Annotated in this window: 17 protein-coding genes; 9 read left to right on the top strand and 8 right to left on the bottom strand. The window is 67.8% G+C overall.

Going from position 1 to position 22,476, the window contains the following annotated elements; genetic code table 11:
- Positions 1 to 31: 31 nt before the first annotated feature.
- From AUL30_RS13090 to AUL30_RS13105, 4 genes are read right to left on the bottom strand one after another with little or no spacing between them, the layout of a single operon-like run.
- On the bottom strand, positions 32 to 1,279 hold the full coding sequence (locus AUL30_RS13090; protein WP_062228340.1) for a c-type cytochrome: 1,248 nt from the start codon (positions 1,277 to 1,279) through the stop codon (positions 32 to 34).
- On the bottom strand, positions 1,276 to 1,650 hold the full coding sequence (locus AUL30_RS13095) for a hypothetical protein (protein ID WP_062228341.1): 375 nt from the start codon (positions 1,648 to 1,650) through the stop codon (positions 1,276 to 1,278). Before AUL30_RS13095 ends, AUL30_RS13090 begins: the two co-directional genes overlap by 4 nt.
- The gene (gene ctaD / locus AUL30_RS13100) at positions 1,650 to 4,205 is read right to left on the bottom strand and encodes a cytochrome c oxidase subunit I (RefSeq protein WP_062228342.1); all 2,556 of its coding nucleotides are present in this window, start codon (positions 4,203 to 4,205) and stop codon (positions 1,650 to 1,652) included. Before ctaD ends, AUL30_RS13095 begins: the two co-directional genes overlap by 1 nt.
- Positions 4,202 to 5,170, bottom strand: coding sequence for a cytochrome c oxidase subunit II (locus tag AUL30_RS13105; RefSeq protein ID WP_244490821.1), 969 nt, complete (start codon positions 5,168 to 5,170; stop codon positions 4,202 to 4,204). Before AUL30_RS13105 ends, ctaD begins: the two co-directional genes overlap by 4 nt.
- 260 nt (positions 5,171 to 5,430) lie before the next feature.
- Here AUL30_RS13105 and AUL30_RS13110 point away from each other — a divergent pair, with 260 nt between their 5' ends.
- From AUL30_RS13110 to AUL30_RS13140, 7 genes are all read left to right on the top strand, one after another.
- Positions 5,431 to 6,462 (top strand): LacI family DNA-binding transcriptional regulator, encoded by a 1,032-nt coding sequence (locus AUL30_RS13110; RefSeq protein ID WP_062228344.1) that lies wholly within the window; start codon positions 5,431 to 5,433, stop codon positions 6,460 to 6,462.
- A 123-nt stretch (positions 6,463 to 6,585) separates the two neighbouring features.
- The gene (locus tag AUL30_RS13115) at positions 6,586 to 7,254 is read left to right on the top strand and encodes an amino acid ABC transporter permease (protein WP_062228345.1); all 669 of its coding nucleotides are present in this window, start codon (positions 6,586 to 6,588) and stop codon (positions 7,252 to 7,254) included.
- Between the two features lie 13 nt (positions 7,255 to 7,267).
- A complete protein-coding gene (locus AUL30_RS13120) occupies positions 7,268 to 7,924 on the top strand; it encodes an amino acid ABC transporter permease (RefSeq protein WP_062228346.1) in 657 nt (218 codons plus the stop codon).
- A gap of 26 nt (positions 7,925 to 7,950) precedes the next feature.
- Positions 7,951 to 8,754, top strand: a complete 804-nt coding sequence (locus tag AUL30_RS13125; protein ID WP_062228347.1) for a transporter substrate-binding domain-containing protein — start codon at positions 7,951 to 7,953, stop codon at positions 8,752 to 8,754.
- A 29-nt stretch (positions 8,755 to 8,783) separates the two neighbouring features.
- Positions 8,784 to 9,545, top strand: a complete 762-nt coding sequence (locus AUL30_RS13130; protein WP_062228348.1) for an amino acid ABC transporter ATP-binding protein — start codon at positions 8,784 to 8,786, stop codon at positions 9,543 to 9,545.
- Between the two features lie 40 nt (positions 9,546 to 9,585).
- Positions 9,586 to 10,527, top strand: coding sequence for a 2-hydroxyacid dehydrogenase (locus AUL30_RS13135; RefSeq protein ID WP_244490839.1), 942 nt, complete (start codon positions 9,586 to 9,588; stop codon positions 10,525 to 10,527).
- Positions 10,524 to 10,838: a hypothetical protein gene (locus tag AUL30_RS13140; RefSeq protein ID WP_062228350.1), complete on the top strand. Its 315-nt coding sequence runs from the start codon at positions 10,524 to 10,526 to the stop codon at positions 10,836 to 10,838. Before AUL30_RS13135 ends, AUL30_RS13140 begins: the two co-directional genes overlap by 4 nt.
- A 21-nt stretch (positions 10,839 to 10,859) precedes the next feature.
- Here the strand turns inward: AUL30_RS13140 and AUL30_RS13145 are convergent, their stop codons facing one another.
- The gene (locus tag AUL30_RS13145) at positions 10,860 to 13,283 is read right to left on the bottom strand and encodes a phosphoketolase family protein (RefSeq protein WP_062228351.1); all 2,424 of its coding nucleotides are present in this window, start codon (positions 13,281 to 13,283) and stop codon (positions 10,860 to 10,862) included.
- 109 nt (positions 13,284 to 13,392) lie between these two features.
- Between AUL30_RS13145 and AUL30_RS13150 the strand changes: the two genes are divergently transcribed.
- Positions 13,393 to 14,040: a TetR/AcrR family transcriptional regulator gene (locus AUL30_RS13150; RefSeq protein WP_244490822.1), complete on the top strand. Its 648-nt coding sequence runs from the start codon at positions 13,393 to 13,395 to the stop codon at positions 14,038 to 14,040.
- Positions 14,041 to 14,335: 295 nt separating this feature from the next.
- Positions 14,336 to 15,478 carry a bifunctional DNA-binding transcriptional regulator/O6-methylguanine-DNA methyltransferase Ada gene (ada, locus tag AUL30_RS13155; RefSeq protein WP_083507923.1) on the top strand — a complete coding sequence of 381 codons (1,143 nt, stop codon included), beginning with the start codon at positions 14,336 to 14,338 and terminating at the stop codon, positions 15,476 to 15,478.
- On the opposite strand, the gene AUL30_RS13160 is transcribed toward ada, so the two are convergent.
- The 3 genes from AUL30_RS13160 to AUL30_RS13170 all read right to left on the bottom strand — a co-directional run bounded on the left by AUL30_RS13160 (position 15,387) and on the right by AUL30_RS13170 (position 22,425).
- Positions 15,387 to 18,524, bottom strand: a complete 3,138-nt coding sequence (locus AUL30_RS13160; RefSeq protein ID WP_062228352.1) for an efflux RND transporter permease subunit — start codon at positions 18,522 to 18,524, stop codon at positions 15,387 to 15,389. The genes ada and AUL30_RS13160 overlap by 92 nt on opposite strands.
- Positions 18,525 to 18,530: 6 nt before the next feature.
- Positions 18,531 to 19,649, bottom strand: coding sequence for an efflux RND transporter periplasmic adaptor subunit (locus AUL30_RS13165; protein WP_062228353.1), 1,119 nt, complete (start codon positions 19,647 to 19,649; stop codon positions 18,531 to 18,533).
- A gap of 121 nt (positions 19,650 to 19,770) precedes the next feature.
- Entirely contained in the window at positions 19,771 to 22,425 is a 2,655-nt protein-coding gene (locus tag AUL30_RS13170; protein WP_062228354.1) for a bifunctional acetate--CoA ligase family protein/GNAT family N-acetyltransferase, read from the bottom strand.
- Positions 22,426 to 22,476: the final 51 nt, after the last annotated feature.

A 22,476-nucleotide genomic window follows, 5' to 3' on the forward strand; every position in this document is an offset into this window, starting at 1 on the left:
TGACGCCCACCATGGCGGGCTGAATTCGACGTCATCGCCCCGCCGGCTGCTGCGCGTACCAGAGCGCGACGGCGTCGATCTGCTCCTGCGTCATGGTGATGGCGATGGGCGACATGACATGCGCATGCGCGGTGCCGGCGCGCTTGCCGTCCTTCCAGAGCTGGAGCTGGGTGGCGATGTACCATTCCGGCTGGCCCGACAGATACGGATAGGGGACCCCTTTCGCCCGTGCCGCCGCACCATGGCAGCTTTCGCAGGCGGGGATCTTGCGCTCCGGCAGGCCGCGCTCCGCAAGGTCGCGCCCGAGCGCGGCCAGGCCCTCCGCCTCGTAGGGCGGCCCGTAGGCGGAGGCGACATGCACCGTCTGATCGCTCAACCGCACCTCCAGTTCGCGCTCCTGCGCCACGCTGCCGCGCGGCAGGCGGGCGTGCCCCTCCGACCCGGCCGCAACGCCGGCCGGCGGCGGCACGAGCGCATCGGCGGTGCCGGCGGGAAGCGGCTGCCCGGCGTACCAGCGGGCGAGTTCTGTCAGGCGCGCATCCGTATGGATGCTGGCCGCCGGCTGCATGATGCCGCTTTCCCGCTCCCCCGTTGCAAAGGCCCGCAGGGCGGACAGAAGATAAGCTTCCGGCTGGCCGGCAATGACAGGCACCGTGCCTGCCGCGCCGGCGCCCGCGCCATCGCGCCCGTGGCACCGGCTGCAATCGGCAAGGGCGGACGGAAAATCTCCCGGCGTGCCGCCACCCGGCCAGGCCGCGCCATAGGCCAGATCCCGCCAGGCCGCCGTGTCGAGCTGGGGCAGCGTCTTCAGGAAGGCGACCATGGCCCAGACCTCGTCCGGCCTGTCCTGGCTGGCCCAGGCCGGCATGCCGGAATATTTGATTCCGTGCTGCACGATCCAGAACAGCTCCCGGTCGCGCCATTTCTCGGCCGCGCCGTCGAGCGGCGGTGGCGGCGGGGTCATGGCCCGCATGGCGGCCGATTGCGGCTGCCCCGGTGCGCCGTGGCAGGCCGCGCAGTTCGACTGGAAATGCCCGGCCCCGCGCCGCACCAGGAGGGGATCGGACAGGCTGACGCCATCCGGCACGGCGATGCCGATGGACTGCGTGGCAACCGCATTCTGCATGGTCCAGTGGAGGAACCAGCCGACCGGGGCGTAATGGCCCGAGCTCGCGGCAATGGAGACGAGCCCGGACCAGCCGACGCCAAGGGCCAGCAGCGGCACGGCCAGCGCGGCGTAGAGAAGGCGGCGGCCGGTGATGACGACGCGCAGCTTCATCGGCAGTCCACGATGAGAAGGGCCGGCATGGCCGTGAAGATGATGGCCAGGAAAGACATTGCGGCCAGAAGGAAGGAGGAGAATTCCAGGAAGCGCTCGCGCACGGAGGCACTGTCCCCGTCATGCGGGAAATGGCCGCCATGGCCGCGCCATTCGGTAATGGCGCGAAGGCCGACCCAGCCGCAGATGGCGAGCGCGACCACCGTTGCGACCAGAATGGCGATGCGCACGCCGCCGATGGGCTCGAACAGCGCCTGGTTGGGCGCGCAGTGCCAGGCCGCCGCGACATAGCAGAGGAGAAAATGCACCGCCCAGACCGTCGGGGTGAGGATGAGCGTCCACAGATTGTCGCGTGTGCGATTGGCCACCATCACCCATTGCCTCCACTGGCCAGCGGCACGAGGACCAGCACTGCCACCGTGATGAGCGCCGTCGCGCCGAGGAAGTGGAAGTACAGGCGCACATTGGCCAGGTCGATATCGTGGCGCGGCGTCAGCTGGCCGGCCAGCGACCGCGCCAGGCAGTAGAGCAGCATGATGGCGCCAACGACCGCATGCAGCGCCGTCCAGATGGCGAGCAGCCAGACGATGGCCGGATAGACATGGGCGCGCGGCGCCAAACCGGTCGCGTGCGGGCCCATCAGGAGCGCGGCCCCGCCCGCCAGCACGGCGAGGGTGCCGAGCGCGATGAGGCCGCGGGCCTGGCCGACCGCTCCGGCCCGCATCCGCAGATGCGACAGGAGGGTCGCGCCGAAGGCCAGCGCGAAGAGCGCCAGCGCCGTTGCGGGCCAGGCGACGCCGGGGCCCGACATTTCGGCCGGCGGAAAGGCCTCGTGAATGGTGAAGTAGAAGAGGTAGCCGAAGACCAGTGACAGGAAGGCCGTCATGTCCCCCAGCATGGTGATGAACATGGCCCACCAGGACACCGAATGCGGGCCGGACACATAGAGCGGGAGCGACAGGCCGCGGCCGACATCCTTGTGCGTCTTTTCCGGAATGACGCTGGTGGCGCGCCAGAGCCAGTGGATGACGGCCGCGAGCGCCAGGAACAGCGTGCCGAACATGGCCCACCACCAGTGGAAGGTGGCCGTGATGAACGAAGCGCCCAGGAAGAGCGCCGCGATCATCGGGACGAAAGACGGCCCCGGCACGCGCAGGCACTGGATCGGCTCGGCGTCGAGCACGCTGGTCACGATGGTCTCGCGCCGGCCTTCCTCGGCATCGGGCAGGTAGAAGCGGCCTTTGTCGACATCGTCCACGAAGCCCGGCTGGTCCCAGAGCGGATAGCGCGTGGTGACGATCGGCACCGAGCGCGCGCCCCAGGGCTTGTCGGGCACCTCGCCCATCCATTCCAGCGTCCCCGCATTCCACGTGTTGCGGCCGACCAGCGGGTCCCGGCGGGGCCGCAGCACATCCCAGACGATGACCAGAACGCCGGCAGCCAGGATGAAGGCGCCGACGCTGGAGACGAGATTGGGCAGTTCCATGCCAAGGCCGGACGGGTAGGTCCAGATGCGGCGTGGCATGCCGATCAGGCCGGAGAAGTGCATGGGGAAGAAGGCGATGTTGAAGCCCGAAAACATCATCCAGAAGGCGATTTTGCCGGCCCGGTCCGACAGGCGCCGCCCGCTGATGATGGGCCAGTAGTAATAGAGCCCGGCTATGATGGGAAAGAACACGCCGCCGATGATGACATAGTGGAGATGGGCCACGATGAAGTAGGTGTCGTGCGCCTGCCAATCGAAGGGTGCGAGCGCCACCATGACGCCCGTCAGGCCACCCAGGACGAAGACGGCGAGCGAGCCCGATACCCACAGCATGGGCAGGCTCATGATCATGCGGCCCGTCAGGCAGGTGGCCAGGAAGACGAAGATCTGCACCCCCGTCGGAATGGCGACGGCCTCGGAGGCGGCGGAAAAGAAACCGAGCGAGATCGAGGGCAGGCCCGTGGTGAACATGTGGTGGGCCCAAAGGCCGAAGCTCAGGAAACCCGTCCCCACCGCCGCAAGCACGATCCACGAATAGCCGAGCAAAGGCCGCCGCGCGAAGGTCGGGATGATCATGGCGAGCAGCGCGATGGACGGCAGGAAGATGATGTAGACTTCCGGATGGCCGAAGATCCAGAAGAGATGCTGCCACAGGAGCGGGTCGCCGCCGCGTTCCGGATCGAAGAAGGGCCAGTCGAACAGACGCTCCATCTCGAACAGGATGTCGCCTGCGATCAGCGGCGGGAAGGCGAAGAGGATCATCGTCGCGACGACGAGGACATACCAGGCATAGAGCGGCATGAGGTTGAGCCGCATGCCGGGCGGGCGGCATTTCAGCGTTCCGACGATGAGCTCGACCGCCGCGGCGATGGAGGCGACCTCGATGAAGGACAGGCCGAGCAGCCAGATATCGGCGCCATAGCCCGGCGTGAACCGCTCCTGCGTGGTCAGCGGCGGATACATGAACCAGCCGGAATCCGGCGCCGAATTGAAGAAGATCGAGCCGCAGACGAAGACGCCGCCGATCAGGAAGCACCAGTAGCCGAAGGCCGACAGCCGCGGGAACGGCAGGTCGCGCGCGCCGAGCATCTGCGGCAGGAGGATGATCGCCACCGCCTCGAAGATGGGGACGGCGAACAGGAACATCATCGCCGTGCCGTGCAACGTGTAGACCTGGTTGTAGAAGGTCGCCGTCAGGAAGTCGTTTTCCGGCACGGCGAGCTGGACGCGGATCAGAAGTCCCAGCACGCCCGCGAACAGTAGGAAGACGAAGGCCGTGGCCGTATACCAGATGCCGACTTCGGTATTGTTGACATCGGACCAGTAGCGCCAGCCGCTCGGGCTTTCCCAGGTGCGGATCAGGCGCTCTTCCTGCTCCTTGCGGACGGCCGGATCCTCCTGGTCCCTCGTGGAGGCGGGTGGGACGGTGGTCGCGCTCATTTGAGCCCCTCCAGCCAGGCGGCCATCGATGCGATCTCGCCCTGTGGCACCATGGCGAAGGCCGGCATCTCGACACCCTGCTTGACGTGCCCCGGCGCGGCGATGAACCGGGCGATGGCATCCGCGCTCATGGGCAGCGCGGCGGCGCCGATGGTCGTGCGGCTTCCCAGATGGGTCAGGTCCGGCCCGACGCCGCCCAACGCCTGCGTGCCGCGCACCGCATGGCAGGCGCCGCACCCATGTGCCAGGAAGGCGTCACGCCCGGGATCGGGACGGTCCGCCGCCGGCGCGGCCTGGGCAGCCACATAGGCCGCGAAGACATCCGGCTGCACGACGCGGACGCGAAATGCCATCTGCGCATGGGCCGTGCCGCAGAATTCGGCGCAGACGCCGTTGTAGAGCCCCTCGCGCGTCGGCTCGAGCACGAGGCGCGTCACGCGGCCCGGGATCATGTCGACCTTGCCGCCGAGCGCCGGCACCCAGAAGGAATGGACCACGTCCGGACTGCCGAGCATGAGTTCGCTGCGCTGGCCGACCGGCAGCCACAATTCGTTCGCGCTTTCCACGCCGCTGCGCGGCAGGCTGCGTTGCACGCCCGCCTCGGCGCTCGTGTCGTAGAAGATGCGCCACCAGAACCGCTCACCCGATATGGCGATCCGCGGCCCATCGCCGGGGCGGCGCAGTTCGGGCATGAGGGCAAGGCCGAAGCCGAGAAGGAGGGTCAGGGTCACGACCGGAAAGGCGACGCCGCCCCAGACGATCAACCGGATCCCCGCGCGTTCGGAATAAGCGTCCCGATGGGCGCGCGTGGCATAGAGGCTGATGCCCATGACCACCAGCCAGATCAGCGCTGCGCCGGCCGCCATGGCCAGGAACAGCGTATTGACCGCGTCGGACTCCGTCCCGGCCGCCTCGAAGGTGGATTGCGGGGACCGACAGGCCGACAGACAGGCCGCACACGCCACCAGGGCGAGCCCCCGCGCAGAATTCCGAACACCCGCCCAAAGCGGCCGCGCGACTGCCCTCATCCGTCCCCGTTGCTACCCCGATATCCCCGTTGGCTAACTAGATAGCGGCGCGCGACGCGACGGCGAGGGCGTCCCGCCCGCAAAAGACGAGACGGTAGGCACGCCGAGACTTGACTTCCCGTCCGCGCCACGCCTTGGATCGATCCAAATTCACAAGGCGGCAGCGCCGGGGAGAGAGAGACGGGGGAGAGGCCATCGTGGCAGGCAATCAGACGCGCGCTCCGACACTTCTGGACGTGGCGGCACATGCCGGCGTTTCACGCGCGACGGCGTCTCTCGTGCTGCGGGGCAGCCCGGCCATCAGCGCAGCGACGCGCGCCCGGGTCGAAGCGTCGATGCGTGCGATCGGCTATGTCTACAACCGGAACGCCGCGCGGCTGCGGGCACACAGCAGCCAGATGGTCGGCGTCCTCCTGCCCAATCTGACCAACCCTTTCTTCGCGACCCTTCTCGCGGGCGTCGAATCGCGGCTGGAGCCGGCCGGCTACTCCGTCCTCCTCGGCAATTGCAACGAGGACCCGTTGCGCCAGGATACATTCATCGCCCGTATGCGAGAGCATGGCGTGGACGGGTTCATCCTATGTCCGGCCGATCGCACGCGGCGCGAGGTGGTGGACGGGCTGACCTCCAGCGCGACTCCGCTCGTCCAGATCCTGCGGCGGGTGCCGGGGGCGCAGAGCGATTTTGCCGGCGTCGATTTTACGGAGCTGGTGGACGACATGGTCCGCCGCCTCATTGCGCTCGGGCATCGGCGGATCGCCTTCGTATCCGGCAACATGCACCATTCGGTCCAGGCGGAACGGCTGGACGGCTTCTATCGGGGCATGGCAGCAGCGGGGCTCGATGCCTCGCTCGTCATCTCCATTCCGCTGACCCACGCCGACGGGCGCGCCAGCGCCGCCTTCCTGATGCAGCGGCACTCGCCGCCCAGCGCGATCCTCTGCTTCAACGACGTCGTCGCGCTCGGGCTGCACCGGGGCCTGATCGATCTGGGCCTTGCCGTCGGGCGCGACGTTTCGCTGGTCGGTATCGACAATGTCGCCGAATGCGACCTCGTCGTGCCGGGCCTCGCCTCCGTTGCCACGGCGCCCTTCCGGATCGGCGCCTCTGCCGGGGACCTGTTCCTGCGCCGGCTCGGCGACCCGTCTGCGCCGCCGCAGAACCGGATCGAGGAAACGACGTTCGTTCCCCGCCCATCCTGCGGTACTGCGCAACCCACAATCTCGTGACCGCGCCCCGGGCTTGACCAAAGCCGAACGATCCCGTTAGATCGATCCAACGGTATGCCGGAACGCGCTCCCCCTGTGTGCGGCTGCATTTCGGTGCCGGCCGGCGAGTCTGGGAGGACCTGCGTGTATCAGCTCAACTTCGCGCCCGTATTGGCGAATGCGGACAGGCTGCTTGCGGGCGCCTGGGTGACCGTGCAGCTTTCCTTCTCGGCCATGGTGATCGGCCTTGTCGTGGCGGTGGCCTGCGCGGCCGCCAAGCTGTCGGGACCCCGGCCGCTGCGCTGGCTGGTGGATCTCTATATCGAGTTGATCCGCAACACGCCGTTCCTCGTGCAGATCTTCTTCATCTACTTCGCGCTTCCCTCGATCGGGCTGCGCATGTCGCCCAACACGGCCGCCCTCGTGGCACTGGTGGTCAATGTCGGCGCCTATGCTACGGAAATCATCCGCGCCGGCATCGAATCCATCAACAAGGGCCAGGTCGAAGCCGGCGTGGCGCTCGGCATGAAGCGGTGGCAGATCTTCCGCTACATCATCATTAAGCCGGCGCTGCGCACGGTCTATCCAGCGCTCACCAGCCAGTTCATCTATCTAATGCTGAATACGAGCGTCGTCTCGGTGATCTCGGCGACGGACCTGGCCGCCGCCGCCAACGACATCCAGTCCCAGACCTTCACGGCCTTCGAGGTCTATCTGGTGATCACCGGCATCTATCTCGTCCTGTCGCTCCTGTTCTCCGGCTTGTTCAGCCTGGTCCAGCGGGCCGTCTTCAACTACCCGATGAGCCGATAGGGGAGACAAAGCCATGATCCGCCCCTTTTCGATCAACGAAGTCTATTTCCTGCTGACGGCCATCCAGTGGACGCTTGCGCTTTCGGCCGTCGCCTTTGCCGGAGGCGCCATCGGCGGCCTGGCCGTCGCCCTGGCCCGTGTCGGCAAGAGCCGTTACCTGTCCTTGCCCGCACTGGCCTTCATCCGGCTGTTCCAGGGCACGCCGCTGCTCATGCAGCTCTTCCTGACCTATTTCGGCCTTCGGTTCCTGGGGCTCGGCATCAGCCCCTTTGCGGCTGCCGCCATCGCGCTGACGCTGCACGCTTCCGCCTTCCTGGGGGAAATCTGGCGCGGCTGCATCGAGGCGGTGCCGCAGGGCCAAAGCGAGGCGAGCTGGGCGCTCGGCCTGTCCTATTTCGACAAGATGAATGCGATCGTCCTGCCGCAGGCGGCGCGCATCGCCGTGGCGCCGACGGTCGGCTTCCTGGTCCAGCTGATCAAGGGAACCTCGCTCGCCTCGATCATCGGTTTCGTGGAGCTGATGCGCGCGGGCCAAATCGTCAACAACGCGACCTTCTCGCCCTTCAAGGTCTACGGGCTGGTCGCCCTTCTCTACTTCTTGCTGTGCTGGCCGCTGTCGATCCTGGCACGCCGCATGGAGGGGCGCTACGCCGCGATGGCCAAGCGCTGAGCAAAACGCAACCGGGAGGCATATTCATGACCCTATTCAAGCACGTCGCAGCCATCGGGCTGGCCGCAGCCATGGCCTGCGGTGCCGGCATGGGCGCGGCCAAGGCGCAGACGGTGGACGAGATCAAATCCCGCGGCACGGTCAATATCGGCATGCTGGTCGATTTTCCGCCCTTCGGCATCGTGGACCTGAACGGCCAGCCGGACGGCTACGACGCCGATGTCGCCAAGCTCCTGGCGCAGGATATGGGCGTGGAGCTGAACATCGTTCCCGTGACCGGGCCGAACCGCATTCCCTATCTGCAGTCGGGCCAGGTCGACCTCCTGGTGGCCTCGCTCGGCATTTCACCCGAACGTGCCGAACAGGTCGACTTTTCCCAGCCCTATGCGGGCATCGAGATCTTCGTGTTCGGCGACACGAGCGTCGAGGTTGCGGACGCGGCGGATCTGGCGGGCAAGAATATCGGCGTTGCGCGGGCGTCCACGCAGGACGTCGCCGTCACGGCCATCGCGCCCGAAGGCACCAACATCCAGCGTTTCGACGATGACGCCTCGGCGGTGCAGGCGCTTCTCTCCGGCCAGGTGCCGCTGATCGGCGTCTCCAACGTGGTGATCGCGCAGATCCAGGCGACGGCGCCGGACCGTTTCGATGAAAAGTTCAGCCTGCGCCAGCAGGTCCAGGGCATCGCCGTGCGTAAGGGCTCCGAGGCGCTCCTGGCCTATGTCGACGATTTCGTGGCCCGTCACAAGGCGGATGGCTCGCTGAACACCATCCACGAAAAGTGGCTGCAGGCCCCGCTGCCGGACTTCATCGCGCAGAGCGGCCAGTAAGTCGAACGCGCCGCTGGGAGGACAGGAAGATGAGCGTCACACACGATACGGACCCGACCTCTCCGGCGGTCACGATGGAGCATGTGGAGAAGTATTACGGCGACTTCCATGCACTGAAGAACGTGAACCTGACTGTCGCGCGGGGCGAAAAGATCGTCCTGTGCGGCCCGTCGGGATCGGGAAAATCGACGCTCATCCGCTGCATCAACCAGCTCGAACCCGTCCGCAGCGGGCGCATCGTCGTGGACGGGATCGAGCTGACGGCCGGGCCGCGCAACGTGGAAGCCGTGCGGCGCGATGTCGGCATGGTCTTCCAGCAGTTCAACCTGTTCCCGCATATGACGGTTCTGGAAAACTGCATGCTCGCCCCCATGAAGGTGCGGGGCGTGGCGAAGGCAGAGGCCGAAGCGACGGCACGCCGTTACCTGGAACGCGTCCGCATTCCCGAACAGGCGGACAAATATCCGGCACAGCTCTCGGGCGGGCAGCAGCAGCGCGTCGCCATCGCTCGCGCCCTGTGCATGAACCCGCGCATCATGCTGTTCGACGAGCCAACCTCCGCCCTCGACCCCGAAATGGTGAAGGAGGTGCTCGACACGATGATCGACCTTGCCAATGAAGGCATGACGATGCTCTGCGTGACCCATGAAATGGGCTTCGCGCGGCAGGTCGCCGACCGGATCATCTTCATGGATCGGGGCGAGATCGTCGAGATCGGGACCCCGGCCACCTTCTTCGACAATCCGCAGGAAGCGCGCACGCGTGCCTTCCTCGGCCAGATCACCCACTGACCCGGCCATGGCACAGGAGCCCATCCTCCTCGTCGAGCCCATGCTCGACACCGTGGAAGCCGCGCTCGATGCGGCCTACGACGTGCTGCGCCTGTTTGCGGCCGCGGATGCCGAGCGCCTCGCCGCGAGCCTGCCGCAGATCCGGTCTGTCGTCACCGGCGGCGGAACCGGCCTGGCGCCGGACCTCATGGCCAGGCTCCCATCGCTCGGCCTCGTCGCCATCAACGGCGTGGGCACCGACAAGGTCGATCTGGCCGCCGCTGCCAGGGCCGGCATCCATGTGACGACGACGCCCGGCGTCCTGACCGGCGATGTCGCCGATATGGCGCTGGGACTGCTGATCGGCGTGCTGCGGCGCATCGGCCAGGGCGACCGGCTCGTGCGGGCAGGCCAATGGGGCCGGGGCGCCCCGCCAGCGCTGGGGCGCCGCCTTGCGGGGCGAAGGGTCGGCATACTGGGCCTTGGGCAGATCGGCCGCGCCGTGGCGCGGCGGCTCGATGCCTTCGACGCCAGGATCGCCTACTGGAACCGCTCCCCGCTCGAGGTTCCGGCCCATTGGGAGCGTGAGCAAAGCCCGCACGCGCTGGCGAGCGCCTGCGATGCCCTGATCGTGACACTGGCTGCCGGCGCGGCGACGGACGGCATGGTCGATGCCGCCATCCTGAACGCGCTCGGGCCGGAGGGTATTCTCATCAACGTGGCGCGCGGCAGCGTCGTAGACGAGGACGCGCTGATCGAGGCCCTGTCGTCGGGGCGGATCGGCGGCGCCGGGCTCGACGTTTTCCGCAACGAGCCTGCCATCGACCGACGCTTCGCCGGCCTCGACACGGTGCTGCTGGCGCCGCACCAGGGCAGTGCAACGCTGGAGACGCGGCAGGATATGGGCCGGATCGTCATCGACAATCTGGCGGCCTTCTATGCGGGGCGGTTGCCGCCCCAATCGGTCACGGCACAGCTCATGACTGGAGGGGTGAGCGCATGATCGTGCGCATGGCCTTTTTCCGCGGCACCATCCATCCCGGGCACGAGCAGGCGTTTGAAGCCTTCGTCCTGGAACGGCTCAAGCCCATGTGGCTGCGCTTTCCCGGGCTGCGGGACCTCTCCATCCAGTTCGAGCGCGCCCGCGACGACGGCGCGCCGCCGATCCCGCTGGTCCTGTCCATGCGCTTCGACGACTGGGGCGCACTGCAGCACGCCCTGGCCGATCCGATCCGGATGGAAAGCCGCGCCGTGACGGCCGAGCTGCTGACCCTTTTCGACGGCAAGGTGGAGCATCACGTCTTCGAGGCGTGATGCGCCACCGACCGGGCGTGGTCAGTCGCCCGTCCGGGCCGCCGTGTCGTAGGACCAGCCCCACTCAGCGATCTCGGGCATGTCCTCGCCATATTCGCGCGTGTAGCGCTCATGTTCGGCCAGCTTGTCGCGGAAAGCCTCGGCTGCGCCGGCCGCCCGTTCCGAAAGGCCGGGCACACGGCGGATGACCTCCAGCGCCAGGTGGAACCGGTCGAGCTCGTTCATCACCACCATGTCGAAAGGCGTCGTGGTCGTCCCCTCCTCCTTGAAGCCGCGCACATGCATATTGGCGTGGTTGGCCCTGGCGTAGGTCAGCCGGTGGATCAGGTAAGGATAGCCGTGATAGGCGAAGATCACCGGCTTGTCCCGCGTGAAGAGCGCGTCGAACTTGTCGTCCGGCAGGCCGTGCGGATGCTCGGATTCCGGCTGAAGCGCCATGAGATCCACGACATTGACGACGCGGATCTTCAGGTCCGGCACATGCTGGCGCAGAAGGTCCACCGCCGCCAGGGACTCCAGCGTCGGCACGTCGCCCGCCGAGGCCATGACGACATCCGGCTCCGCGCCATCCTCCGTCCCGGCCCAGTCCCAGGTACCGATCCCCGCCTCGCAATGGGCGATGGCCGCATCCATGGACAACCATTGCGGGGCCGGCTGCTTGCCGGCCACGATTACGTTGATCCTATCGTAGGTGCGCAGGCAATGGTCGGTGACCCACAGGAGCGTATTGGCGTCCGGCGGCAGGTAGATCCGCACGATCTCGGCCTTCTTGTTGGCGACCAGATCCACGAAGCCCGGATCCTGGTGGGAAAAGCCGTTGTGATCCTGCCGCCAGACATGGCTCGTCAGAAGGTAGTTCAAGGAGGAAATGGGCGCCCGCCAGGGCAGCTCGCGACTGACCTTCAACCACTTGGCATGCTGGTTGAACATGGAATCCACGATGTGGATGAAAGCCTCGTAGCAGGAGAAGAGCCCGTGCCGCCCGGTGAGGAGGTAGCCTTCGAGCCAGCCTTGGCAGCAATGTTCGGACAGGACCTCCATCACCCGCCCCTCGGGCGCCAGATGGACATCATAGGGCTTGAGCTGCTCCATCCAGACGCGGTCGGTCACCTCGAAGATCGCATCCAGTCGGTTGGAGGCCGTCTCGTCCGGTCCGAACAGCCGGAAATTGGCTGTCCCTGCGTTCAGCTCGGCGATCTTTGCCACCAGCTTGCCCATGATCCGCGTCGATTCGGCCTGCACGCTGCCCGGGCGCTCGATCTCGACGGCGAGGCTGCGATAATCGGGCATGACGAGCTCGCGCCGCAGGCGGCCCCCATTGGCCACCGGAATGGCGCCCATGCGCCGTTCGCCGTCCGGCGCCAGGGCGCGCAGCTCCGGCATCAGGCGGCCGTCACCGTCGAAGAGTGTCTGCGGCGCGTAGCTGCGCATCCACGCCTCCAGGAGCCGCAGATGCTCCGGGTTGGTCTTCACGGCCGACAGGGGCACCTGGTGGGAGCGCCAGAAGCCCTCGACCTTCAGGCCGTCGACCTCTTTGGGGCCGGTCCAGCCCTTCGGGCTGCGCAGGACGATCATCGGCCATCGGGGCACGGATCCCGCCCCGCTGGCGCCAGCACCTTCGCCTCGATGCGCGCGGCGGATCGCCTCGATGGCGTCGAAAGCCGCGTCCAGCGCCGCGGCCATGGCCTGGTGCATGGGTTCCGGCTCGCTGCCGCAGACGAAGATCGGATCATAGCCGAAGCCTTCGAAGATCTTGGCGATATCGGCATCGTCCATGCGGCCGAACACGGTCGGGTTGGCGATTTTGTAGCCGTTCAGATGCAGAATGGGCAGGACGGCGCCGTCGCGCGCCGGATTGACGAACTTGATGGATTGCCACGAGCCCGAAAGCGGCCCCGTCTCCGCCTCTCCGTCGCCGACCACGCAGGCGACCGTCAGGTCGGGATTGTCGAAGGCCGCGCCGAAGGCATGCAGCAGGGCATAGCCGAGCTCTCCGCCTTCATGGATGGAGCCCGGCGTTTCCGGCGCGGCATGGCTCGGAATGCCGCCGGGGAAGGAGAACTGCCGGAACAGCTTGCCCATCCCCGCCTCGGTTTGCGGGACGTCCGGGTAGATCTCGCTGTAGGTGCCTTCGAGGTAGGTGTTGGCGACCATGCCCGGCCCGCCATGCCCAGGGCCACAGACATAGAGCACCTGCGCGTCGCGCGCCCGGATGACCCGGTTCAGATGGGCGTAGATGAAGTTCAGGCCGGGCGTGGTGCCCCAATGTCCGAGCAGCCGCGCCTTCACGTGGTCGGCCTTCAGCGGCGCCTTCAGAAGCGGGTTGGCCATCAGATAAATCTGGCCAACGGACAGGTAGTTGGCGGCCTTCCAGTAGCGGTCGATCAGATCGGCCTCTTGCGGTCCGAGCGGGCGCTGGCTGTCGGTCTGTCGCTTTCCATCCATGGTCAAAGCTCCCTGTTCCATGCACGCTAGGGTAATCATCGTGCCGCCGATTGACAGGTCGAAGACGTGGAATAAAATGAACGAACGATCATTTGTTAGCAGGCAAAGCGTGTCGAAGGGCTCCAAGACCGCAGACAGCATCCGGCGCCATGCCGAGCGGCTCTTTGCAGCACGGGGCTATGCGGCGGTGTCCATGCGCGATATCGCAGAGGCCGTCGGGCTGCGCGTCGGCGGCCTGTACAATCACTTCCCGACCAAGCAGGATATTCTGCGCGATCTCCTCGTCGGCCATATGGACGACCTTCTGGCCGGCTGGGCCGCCTTCGACGATCCGCTCGGCACGCCGGCCGATCGGCTGACCGGTTTTGCGCGCTTCCATATCCGCTTCCACTTCGAAAAGCCCGATGCGGTCTTCATCGCCTATATGGAGCTGCGCAGCCTGGAGCCGCAGAATTATGCGGAGGTCGAGGCCCTGCGGCGCACATATGAAGGCCATCTGCGCGCCATCCTGGCCGCCGGTGCGCCCTGTTTCGTGGTGCAGGATGCCGCGGTGGCCAGCCGCGCGATTATCGCCATGCTGACCGGGGTGACCACCTGGTATCGGGCGGGGGGCCGGCTGGGGATCGACGACATCGAGACGATCTACGTCGACATGGTGCGCCGGAGCGTCGGCCTGGCCGGGCTGCACGATGCGGCCATGGCGCCATTAGCGGCCGAAGCCGCGCATGTAGGAGGTCGGGCTGACATTCGGGCCTGATCCCGACATCGTGGCGCTGCGGGAGACCGTCCGCCGCTTTGCGCAGGATCGGATCGCGCTGCTGGCTTGGACATGCTCCTTCACGGCGCCGTTGCGGACGGCGCCTGTACGATCGTCCTGAGCGGCGAGGCCATTACAAGCCGCACGGGCGCGGAGCGGGCCTGGCCTGCATGGGCTCAAACCGCGTGTGAAGCCCGCCCTCTCCCGCCCGCCTCAAAATTCGACCGCAAGATCCGGGATGATCGATCGTTCCGTTTGACGGCACTGTCTGCCATGATCGAAACCGGGGGCCAAGATGATGCAGGATACGGATCGACTCTGGCAGGCCGTCCAAACGCGCGATGCGGGCCGTGACGGCGATTTCGTCTATGCCGTGCGCACGACCGGCATCTTCTGCCGGCCGAGCTGCCCGTCGCGCCCGAAGCGGCGGGAGAACGTGGCCTTCTTTCCGACCGCGCAGGAAGCTGCGGCCCATGGCTTCCGGCCATGCCTGCGCTGCCGCCCGGAGGCACCGCCGCACGATGCGGCGCACGCCGTGGTGGCGGCAGCCTGCGCGCGCCTGGACACGGCCGAGGCGGAACCCGACCTTGCCGCCCTTGCGGCGCAGGCGGGCTACAGCCGCTGGCATTTCCTGCGCCTGTTCCGCAGCCATGTGGGACTGACGCCCAAGCAATATGCCATGGCGCGGCGGAAGGAACGGCTGCGCGCCACGCTCCCGAAGGCCGACAGCGTGACACAAGCCATTTATGCGGCAGGCTTCGGCGCGAGCTCGCGGGCCTATGCCGACACGGGCGCGCTCGGCATGGCGCCCGCCACGCTGCGCAAGGGCGCCGCCGGGGAAGTGATCCGTTATGCGCAGACACAGGCGAGCCTTGGCCCGGTGACCGTCGCGGCCAGCGAGCGGGGGGTCTGCCTGATCGAGTTCGGCACGCTGGACGAAATCCTGCCGCGCATGGCCGCCCGTTTTCCCAAGGCGGTGCTGGAGCCCGCCGGCCCGGATCTTGCGGCGCTGATCGACCGCGTGGCGGCCCTCGTCGAGCGGCCGGGCGGCGATGCGCAGGGCCTGTCGCTCGACATTCGCGGCACGGTCTTCCAGGAACGCGTCTGGAGCGCCATGGCAAGCATACCGGCGGGCGAGACCTTGAGTTACGCAGAGCTTGCCGAACGGATCGGCGCGCCGGGCTCGGCCCGCGCCGTCGCACGCGCCTGCGCCGGCAACTGCCTGGCCGTCGCCATACCCTGTCACCGCGTCGTGCGCGGTGATGGCGCCTTGTCGGGCTATCGCTGGGGCGTGGAGCGCAAGCGCGCCTTGATCGAGCGGGAGCGGGCGGAGGCGGCAGCCGCCGTCAGGCGTGGCCCGGCTGATGCATATCGTCCGGCGCCTTCGGCAGGCGGCGCGACAGGCGACGCGCCATCCCGTCCAGGAAGGTCAGGATAACCGGCACGAAGATCAGCGTCAGAAGCGTCGACGAAATCAGGCCGCCGATCACCGCATGCGCCATGGGCGCACGCTGCGCGCCCCCTTCACCCAGGCCGAGCGCCAGCGGCAGCATGCCGAAGATCATGGCCAGCGTGGTCATGACGATGGGCCGCAGCCGCACCGCGCCGGCTTCGGCAAGGCTGTCCTTCAGGGACAGGCCGCGCGCCCGCGCCTGGTTGGAATAGTCCACCAGGAGGATCGCGTTCTTGGTGACGAGCCCCATCAGCATGATGAAGCCGATGATGGAGAAGATGTTCAGCGTCGAACCGGTGACGAGCAGCGCCAAAAGAACGCCGATCAGCGACAGCGGCAGCGTCATCATGATGGCCAGCGGCTGGATGAAGGATCCGAACTGCGAGGCCAGGACCAGGTAGATGAACACCACTGCCAGGACGAGCGCCTCCAGCGCATAGCCGGCGCTTTCGGCCATGTCCTCCGCCTCGCCGCCGAAGGTGATGCGGTAGCCGGCCGGCAGTTCGATATCGGCGATAGCCGTGGAGAGGGCCGAACTCACCTCCCCCAAGGGGCGGCCCGCCACATTGGCCGAGATGCGGATCTCCCGCGAGAGGTCCTTGCGGGTGATGGATTCCGGGGCGACGCTTTCCACCACATCGGCCACCTGCGACAGGAGCACGGTGACCGGCCGGCCGTCATCGGCCGTGCGTCCGGTCGACAAAGCGAGGTTGCGGAGCTGGTCGGCCACTTCGCGCCCTTCGCGCGGCAGGCGCACGACCACATCGTAGCTTTCGCCATCGGGCGCGTTCCAGACGGAGATGGCATCGCCCGCGATCAGCGGCCGCAGCGTCTCGCCGATGCCCTCGATGGACACGCCAAGATCGCTCGCCGCCTCCCGCCGCACGCGGATGGCGTAGGTCGGGCGCTGATTGTCGATCGAGGATTCGACCTCCACGGCGCCGGGTATGGCTTCGAGCCGCGCCTTCACCTGGTCCGAGATGGCGCGCAGCGCTTCGTCGCCATCGCCGAGGACCGAGACCTGCAACGGCTTGGCCGCTGCGCCGCCGCCCCCGCCCATGGAATCCTGGTTCACGGAAATCTCCAGCCCGGCGATGGAGGCCAGGCGCGCGCGGATCGGCTCGGCCATGCCCATGGTCGTCAGGCTGCGTTCGCGCGCGGGCACGAGCTGCACCGCCACATTGGCGGCGTTGACGCCGCGGGCCCCGCCGGCATTGACGGTGGAGTAGAAGCTGGCGACCTCCGGGAACTCCCGCAGCGCCTTTTCCACCTGCTGCACCTTCACGGCCATGTAGTCGAGGGACGAGCCCTGCGGCGCCTCGACATAGATGGAGAATTCGCCGCTGTCGTTGGGTGGCAGGAATTCGCCGCCGATGCGCGGCACGAGCATCAGGCTGCCGATGAAGATCGCGAAGGCAACGAAGACGGTCAGGTACCGGTGCCGGAAGCTCCAGTGGATGACGCTGCGGTAACGGCCGGCCAGGCGCTCGAAGGCCCGGTCGAACCGGGCGACGGCGCGCCCGAGCGGGCCGCGCTTAGGCTCGGGCCGCGAGGCCGGATCGTACCAGACGCTGGACAGCATGGGATCCAGCGTGAAGGCAACGAAGAGCGAGATGAGCACCGCGACCGAAACGGTGACGCCGAATTGCAGGAAGAAGCGGCCGATGATGCCGCCCATGAAGGCGACGGGCAGAAACACGGCGATGATGCAGAGCGTGGTGGCAAGGACCGCCAGGCCGATCTCGTTCGTGCCGTCGAGCGCCGCCTGTTTGTGGCTCTTGCCCATATGCAGGTGCCGCGTGATGTTTTCGCGCACCACGATCGCATCGTCGATCAGGATGCCGATCGACAGGGACAGGGCCATGAGCGTCATGGTGTTGAGCGTGAAGCCCAGGAAATACATCACGGCGAAGGTTCCGATCACCGAGATGGGCAGCGTCAGCCCGGTGATGACAGTGGACCGCCAGGAATTGAGGAACAGGTATACGATCAGCACGGTCAGGACGCCGCCCTCGATCAGCGTGCGCTGGACCTCCGCCGCCTGCAGCGCGATCGGGCGGGAATTGTCGCGGCTGACCGACAGGGTCAACCCCTCCGGCGCGAGCTCGGTCGACAGGCGGTCGATCTCGGCCCGCAGGTCCCGGGCGACGGCCACCGTATTGGCCCCTTGCACCTTGACCACGTCCACGCCGAGCGCCTGCACGCCGTTGTAGCTGGCGCGGCTCGTCAGCTCCGCCCCGCCATCGACCACGCGGGCAACATCCGCCAGGTAGATCGGGTAGCCATTGTCCTGGCCGACGATGATGTCGTTGAAATCGAGCACCTGGGCAAGCCGCCCCTCGACGGTGACGATCCGCTGGCCGATGCCGGAGATGAGCGTTCCGGCGGCCCGGTCCCGGTTCTCCCGGCGGATCGCGTCCATCACGGCGCTGACCGAAACGCCCCGTGCCTCGAGCCGCTCGGGGTCCATCATCACCAGCACCTGGCGGGCGCTGCCGCCGACGATGGTGACCTGGCCGACCCCCGGAAGGACGCTCAGGCGGTTGACGATGACGCGGTCGGCCAGCGTCGTCATGTCGGACAGGTCGCGGCTGTCCGAAAAGACGGCGACCGACAGGATCGGCTGGTCGTCCGGGTTGAAGCGCGTCACCTGCGGCGTGTCCACCGCATCGGGGAAGGCCGCCTCCAGCCGGGCCACGCGGTCCCGCACCTCCTGTGCGGCGGCGCGGGAATCGATATCGAGGTCGAACTGGATGATGACGACCGACCGGCCTTCGTAGCTGTCGGAGGTGATCGTATCGATGCCGCCGATCGTGTTGACTTCGGTCTCGATGCGCCGCGTCACCTCGTTCTCGACCGTCTCGGGCGCGGCGCCCTCATAGCTGGTCACCACCACGACGACCGGCAGGTCAACATCGGGGAACAGGTCGACGCCGAGGCGGTTGAAGGAAAACAGCCCGATCACAAGGATCGCCAGCATCATCATCGTGGCGAAGACCGGCTGGGCCACGCTGATCCGGGTGAGGAACATGAAGCGTCAGGCCCCGATCTGGATCGGCGTGTCGGGCATCAGCTCCGGGAGCGGCGCGGTGACGACGACGTCGCCTTCCTCGATTCCGCCGGCCACCTCGACCATGCCGCTTTTCGGAACGTCCGGCGCGATCTCCACCGCCTGGCGCGCCACCGTCCCCTCCACCACTTTCAGGACATAGGCTCCCGTCACGTCGCGGCGGATAGCGCTTTGCGGCAACAGGATCACCGCCTGGCGCTCGCCGGCCCGCAGGGTCCCTGTCGCGAACATGCCGCCACGCAGGACGAAATCGGGATTGTCGGTTTCCAGGTAGACGCGCACGGTGCGCGAGCCTTCCACCGCCGTCGGCGCGATCCGCGCCACCCGCGCGTCGAAGCGCCGGTTTTCCACGCCGTTGACCACGAAATCCGCACTCTGGCCGATATCGATGGCGGCAACGGAACTGGCCGGCACTCCGGCTTCGACCTCCATCAGCGACAGATCGACCAGGGACAGAAGCTCGGTGTTCTGCGCCACCGACTGGCCGGGCTCGACGCGCCGCTCCGACACGATCCCGTCGAAGGGCGCACGGACCGTACCATCGGCCAAATTGCGCTCGGCATCGGCCACTTCGGCGTCGAGGCCGCGAAGCTGGGCGGTCAGATTGGCGACATTGGCCTCTGCCTCCAGACGGGCGGCCTCGGACGAAATGCCGCTCTGGCCGAGCCGGTTGCTGCGCGACAATACCGTCTGGGCAAGCTGGAGCTGCGCCTGGAGCGCATCGCGCGTGGCGCGGCGGGCCGCGAGCGCGCTTTCCAGGGGCGCCTGGTCGAAGCGCAGGAGCACGTCGCCGGCGGCCACCGCCTGGCCGACCTTCACGTCGATCGTCTCGATCATGCCGGACACCTGGGCGGTCATGACCGTGCGGCGGGCCGGCCGCAGTGTGCCGGTGATCCGCAGCTCCCGGGCGACATCCTGCCGCTCGATGCGCTGCACCTCGACGGGTGACAGTTCCAGCGGGCGCGCAACTTGCGTGGCCGGCTGCGCCGCGGTGCCCGGCGCCCCGCCACCCAGTGCCAGATAGGCGCCGCCGCCTGCCAGACCGAGGCACAGGACGAGGACGAACAGGGTGCGTAGACGGGGCATTGCGGGCTTCACGCTTGCGGGAACGGGATCGCGCAGCTCATGCCACGCGATGATGGTCGATTAAGGGCCACTGCCCTGCGGGGCAAGCGATCGCTGATGGACCTTGCCGCAGATGGTGCCGTCAGAGCTCGATTTCCACCCGCCGCACGGTCATGTCATCCCCCGCCGGGCGCCGCACGAAGCCGAGCTCGCGGGCCAGCGCCAGCATGGACGTGTTTTCGGCCAGGACTTCGGCGAAGACGCGCTTCATGCCGCGTGCCCGCGCATAGTCCAGGATCTTGCGCATCAAGGCATGGCCGAGGCCACGCCCCTTCTGGTCCGAGCGGACCATGATGCCGAATTCGCCCTCCAGCCCCTCGGCATCGGTGATGATCCGCGCCGCGCCGAGAATGTCGCCCGTTCCGGCCTCGCGCGCGACGAAAGCCATTTCCCGGCTGTAGTCGATCTGCGTCAGCCGCGCCGCGAAGGCGTGGCCGATCTTCTGGATGGGGGCGAAGAAGCGCAGGCGGATATCGTCCGGAGCGCTGCGCGACAGCATATCGATCAGCGCCCCCTCGTCCTCGGGCCGGATCGGGGCAAGGTCGAAGGCTCGCCCGCCCTTGAGCGTCACGCGCTCTTCCAGCGCCTGCGGATAGGGAAGGATCGCAAAGCGCGACAGGCCGGCGCCGACGGCCGGTTCGATCATGACCCGCGCGTCGAGCGCCACCACGCCATCGGCATCGACCAGCAGCGGGTTGATGTCCAGCTCCACCAGTTCGGGGTGGTTGACCAGCATCTGCGACAGGGTGACCAGCGTGCCCGCCAGCGCGTCGATATTGGCCGGCTCGCGCCCGCCATGGCGGCCGAGCGCCTGGGAGACGCGCGTGCGGCCGATCATCTCGCGCGCCAGGAGCATGTTGAGCGGCGGCAGCCCCACCGCCCGGTCGCGGATGATTTCGGCCGCGGTGCCGCCCTGGCCCACCATCAGGACGGGGCCGAAGGTCGGATCCTGCGCAAGGCCGATCAGCATTTCGTGCGCGCCGGCCCGCCGGATCATCCGCTGGATCGAAAACCCGTCGATCCTTGCATCCGGTCGCAGTTCGGCCACGCGCCGCAGCATATGGCCGGCCGCGTCCTCGACCGCCGAAGCGCCCTCCAGTTCCAGGACGACGCCGCCGACATCCGATTTGTGCAGGATGTCGGGCGACAGGATTTTCAGGGCGACCGGGCCGCCGATCCGCTCGGCGATGCGGCCCGCCATGTCCGGGTCGGGTGCGGTGCCACCGGCCGCGACCGGAATGCCATAGGCCGCCAGGAAGGCGTTGGTTTCCGGCGCGCTGAGCATGCGCCGCTTGGCCGCGAGCGCCGCCGCCAGTGCGGCATCGGCCGCGGCGCGGTCCACCGGCGTGTCGGCCAGGGCCGGCGGCGTCTGCATCAGCATGTCCTGGTTGTGCCGGTAGGCGACGAGCTGCATGAAGCCGCGCACGGCCTCGTCCGGCGTATCGTAAGTGGGCACGCCCTTGTCGGCGAAGAGGCGCCGTGACTGGCGTGCCGCCCGCTCCCCCAGCCAGCAGGTGATGACGGGGCGCCGACGCTCGCCTGCCATCGTGTCGAGCGTGGCGCGGGCGGCCTCCACCCCGTCGGCAATCGCGGTGGGGCAATTCATGACGAGGACGGCGTCCTGCCCCGGATCCTCCAGAAGGGCGGACAGGGCCGCGGCATAGCGCGCGCCATCGGCCTCACGAAGCATGTCGACCGGATCGCCCGGCATCCAGCCCTGCGGCAGGATGCCGGCAAGGCGCGCGCGCGTCTCATCGGACAGTTGGGCGAGCCGCCCGCCATGGCGGCCCACCGCATCGGCTGCCAGCATCGCCGCCCCGCCGCCATTGGTCAGGATGGCGAGCCTGTCGCCCCGCGGCCGGATGCCGGAGGCCAACGTCCCCACCGCCTCGAACAGTTCGCGCAGCGTGGCCACCTGCAGCATGCCCGCGCGGCGGCAGGCCGCGGCAAAGACGTCCGCGCCGCTGGCCAGCGCCGCCATGGGCGTCTGCGCCGGCGATGGCGCACCGCCACGGTCCGGACCCGCCTTGATGACGACGACGGGCTTGGTCCGGGCGGCCAGCCGCGCGGCAGACATGAATTTCTGCGCCTCGGTGACGGTTTCCACATAAAGGAGGATCGCCCGCGTCCGAGGGTCGAGCGCCAGATAGTCCAGGAGATCGCCGGTATCCACGTCGCACATGTCGCCGACCGACACGACATGCGAGAAGCCGATGCCCCGCACATCCGCCCAGTCGAGCACCGCCGTGGCGATGGCGCCCGACTGGCTGACGAAGGCGAGATCGCCGGCCTTGGGCATCAGATGGGCGAAGCTGGCATTGATGCCCGCATGGGGCGACACGAAGCCGATGCAGTTGGGGCCGACGATGCGCAAAGTGTGCGGGCGCGCGGCCTCCAGGAGGTCCCGGCGCAACGCGGCATCCTCGAAGCCGGAGGAGATGACGACCGCCGCGCGGCAGCCCTTGGCACCCAGCCGGGCGACGATATCCGGCACGCTCGCCGCCGGCGTGGCGATGACGGCAAGGTCCGGGGCGGTGGGCAGATCCTCGATCGTGGGATAGGCGACGCTCGAGCGGATCGCCTTTTCATGCGGGTTCACCGGCATGACCGGCCCCTCGAAGCCGGCCGCGAACAGGTTGCGCGACAGGACCTCCCCCACCGAGCGGTAGCGGTTGCTGGCGCCCACCAGGGCGATGGCGCGCGGCGCGAAGAGCGCATCGAGATTGCGGGTCGACATGGTCGGGCTGCCTTTCGGGACCGGTCGCATTCGGACCCGGCCAGACTAGCC

This window comes from Aureimonas frigidaquae (assembly GCF_001463905.1).
GTDB classification, from domain to species: Bacteria; Pseudomonadota; Alphaproteobacteria; order Rhizobiales; family Rhizobiaceae; genus Aureimonas; species Aureimonas frigidaquae.

Coding starts and splice junctions, on each gene's coding strand:
- AUL30_RS13145 (WP_062228351.1), bottom strand. CDS start 13,283: ATGGATGGAAAGCGACAGACCGACAGCCAGCGCCCGCTCGGACCGCAA.
- AUL30_RS13130 (WP_062228348.1), top strand. CDS start 8,784: ATGAGCGTCACACACGATACGGACCCGACCTCTCCGGCGGTCACGATG.
- ctaD (WP_062228342.1), bottom strand. CDS start 4,205: ATGAGCGCGACCACCGTCCCACCCGCCTCCACGAGGGACCAGGAGGAT.
- AUL30_RS13095 (WP_062228341.1), bottom strand. CDS start 1,650: ATGGTGGCCAATCGCACACGCGACAATCTGTGGACGCTCATCCTCACC.
- AUL30_RS13160 (WP_062228352.1), bottom strand. CDS start 18,524: ATGTTCCTCACCCGGATCAGCGTGGCCCAGCCGGTCTTCGCCACGATG.
- AUL30_RS13170 (WP_062228354.1), bottom strand. CDS start 22,425: ATGTCGACCCGCAATCTCGATGCGCTCTTCGCGCCGCGCGCCATCGCC.
- AUL30_RS13120 (WP_062228346.1), top strand. CDS start 7,268: ATGATCCGCCCCTTTTCGATCAACGAAGTCTATTTCCTGCTGACGGCC.
- AUL30_RS13165 (WP_062228353.1), bottom strand. CDS start 19,649: ATGCCCCGTCTACGCACCCTGTTCGTCCTCGTCCTGTGCCTCGGTCTG.
- ada (WP_083507923.1), top strand. CDS start 14,336: ATGATGCAGGATACGGATCGACTCTGGCAGGCCGTCCAAACGCGCGAT.
- AUL30_RS13135 (WP_244490839.1), top strand. CDS start 9,586: ATGCTCGACACCGTGGAAGCCGCGCTCGATGCGGCCTACGACGTGCTG.
- AUL30_RS13140 (WP_062228350.1), top strand. CDS start 10,524: ATGATCGTGCGCATGGCCTTTTTCCGCGGCACCATCCATCCCGGGCAC.
- AUL30_RS13090 (WP_062228340.1), bottom strand. CDS start 1,279: ATGAAGCTGCGCGTCGTCATCACCGGCCGCCGCCTTCTCTACGCCGCG.
- AUL30_RS13125 (WP_062228347.1), top strand. CDS start 7,951: ATGACCCTATTCAAGCACGTCGCAGCCATCGGGCTGGCCGCAGCCATG.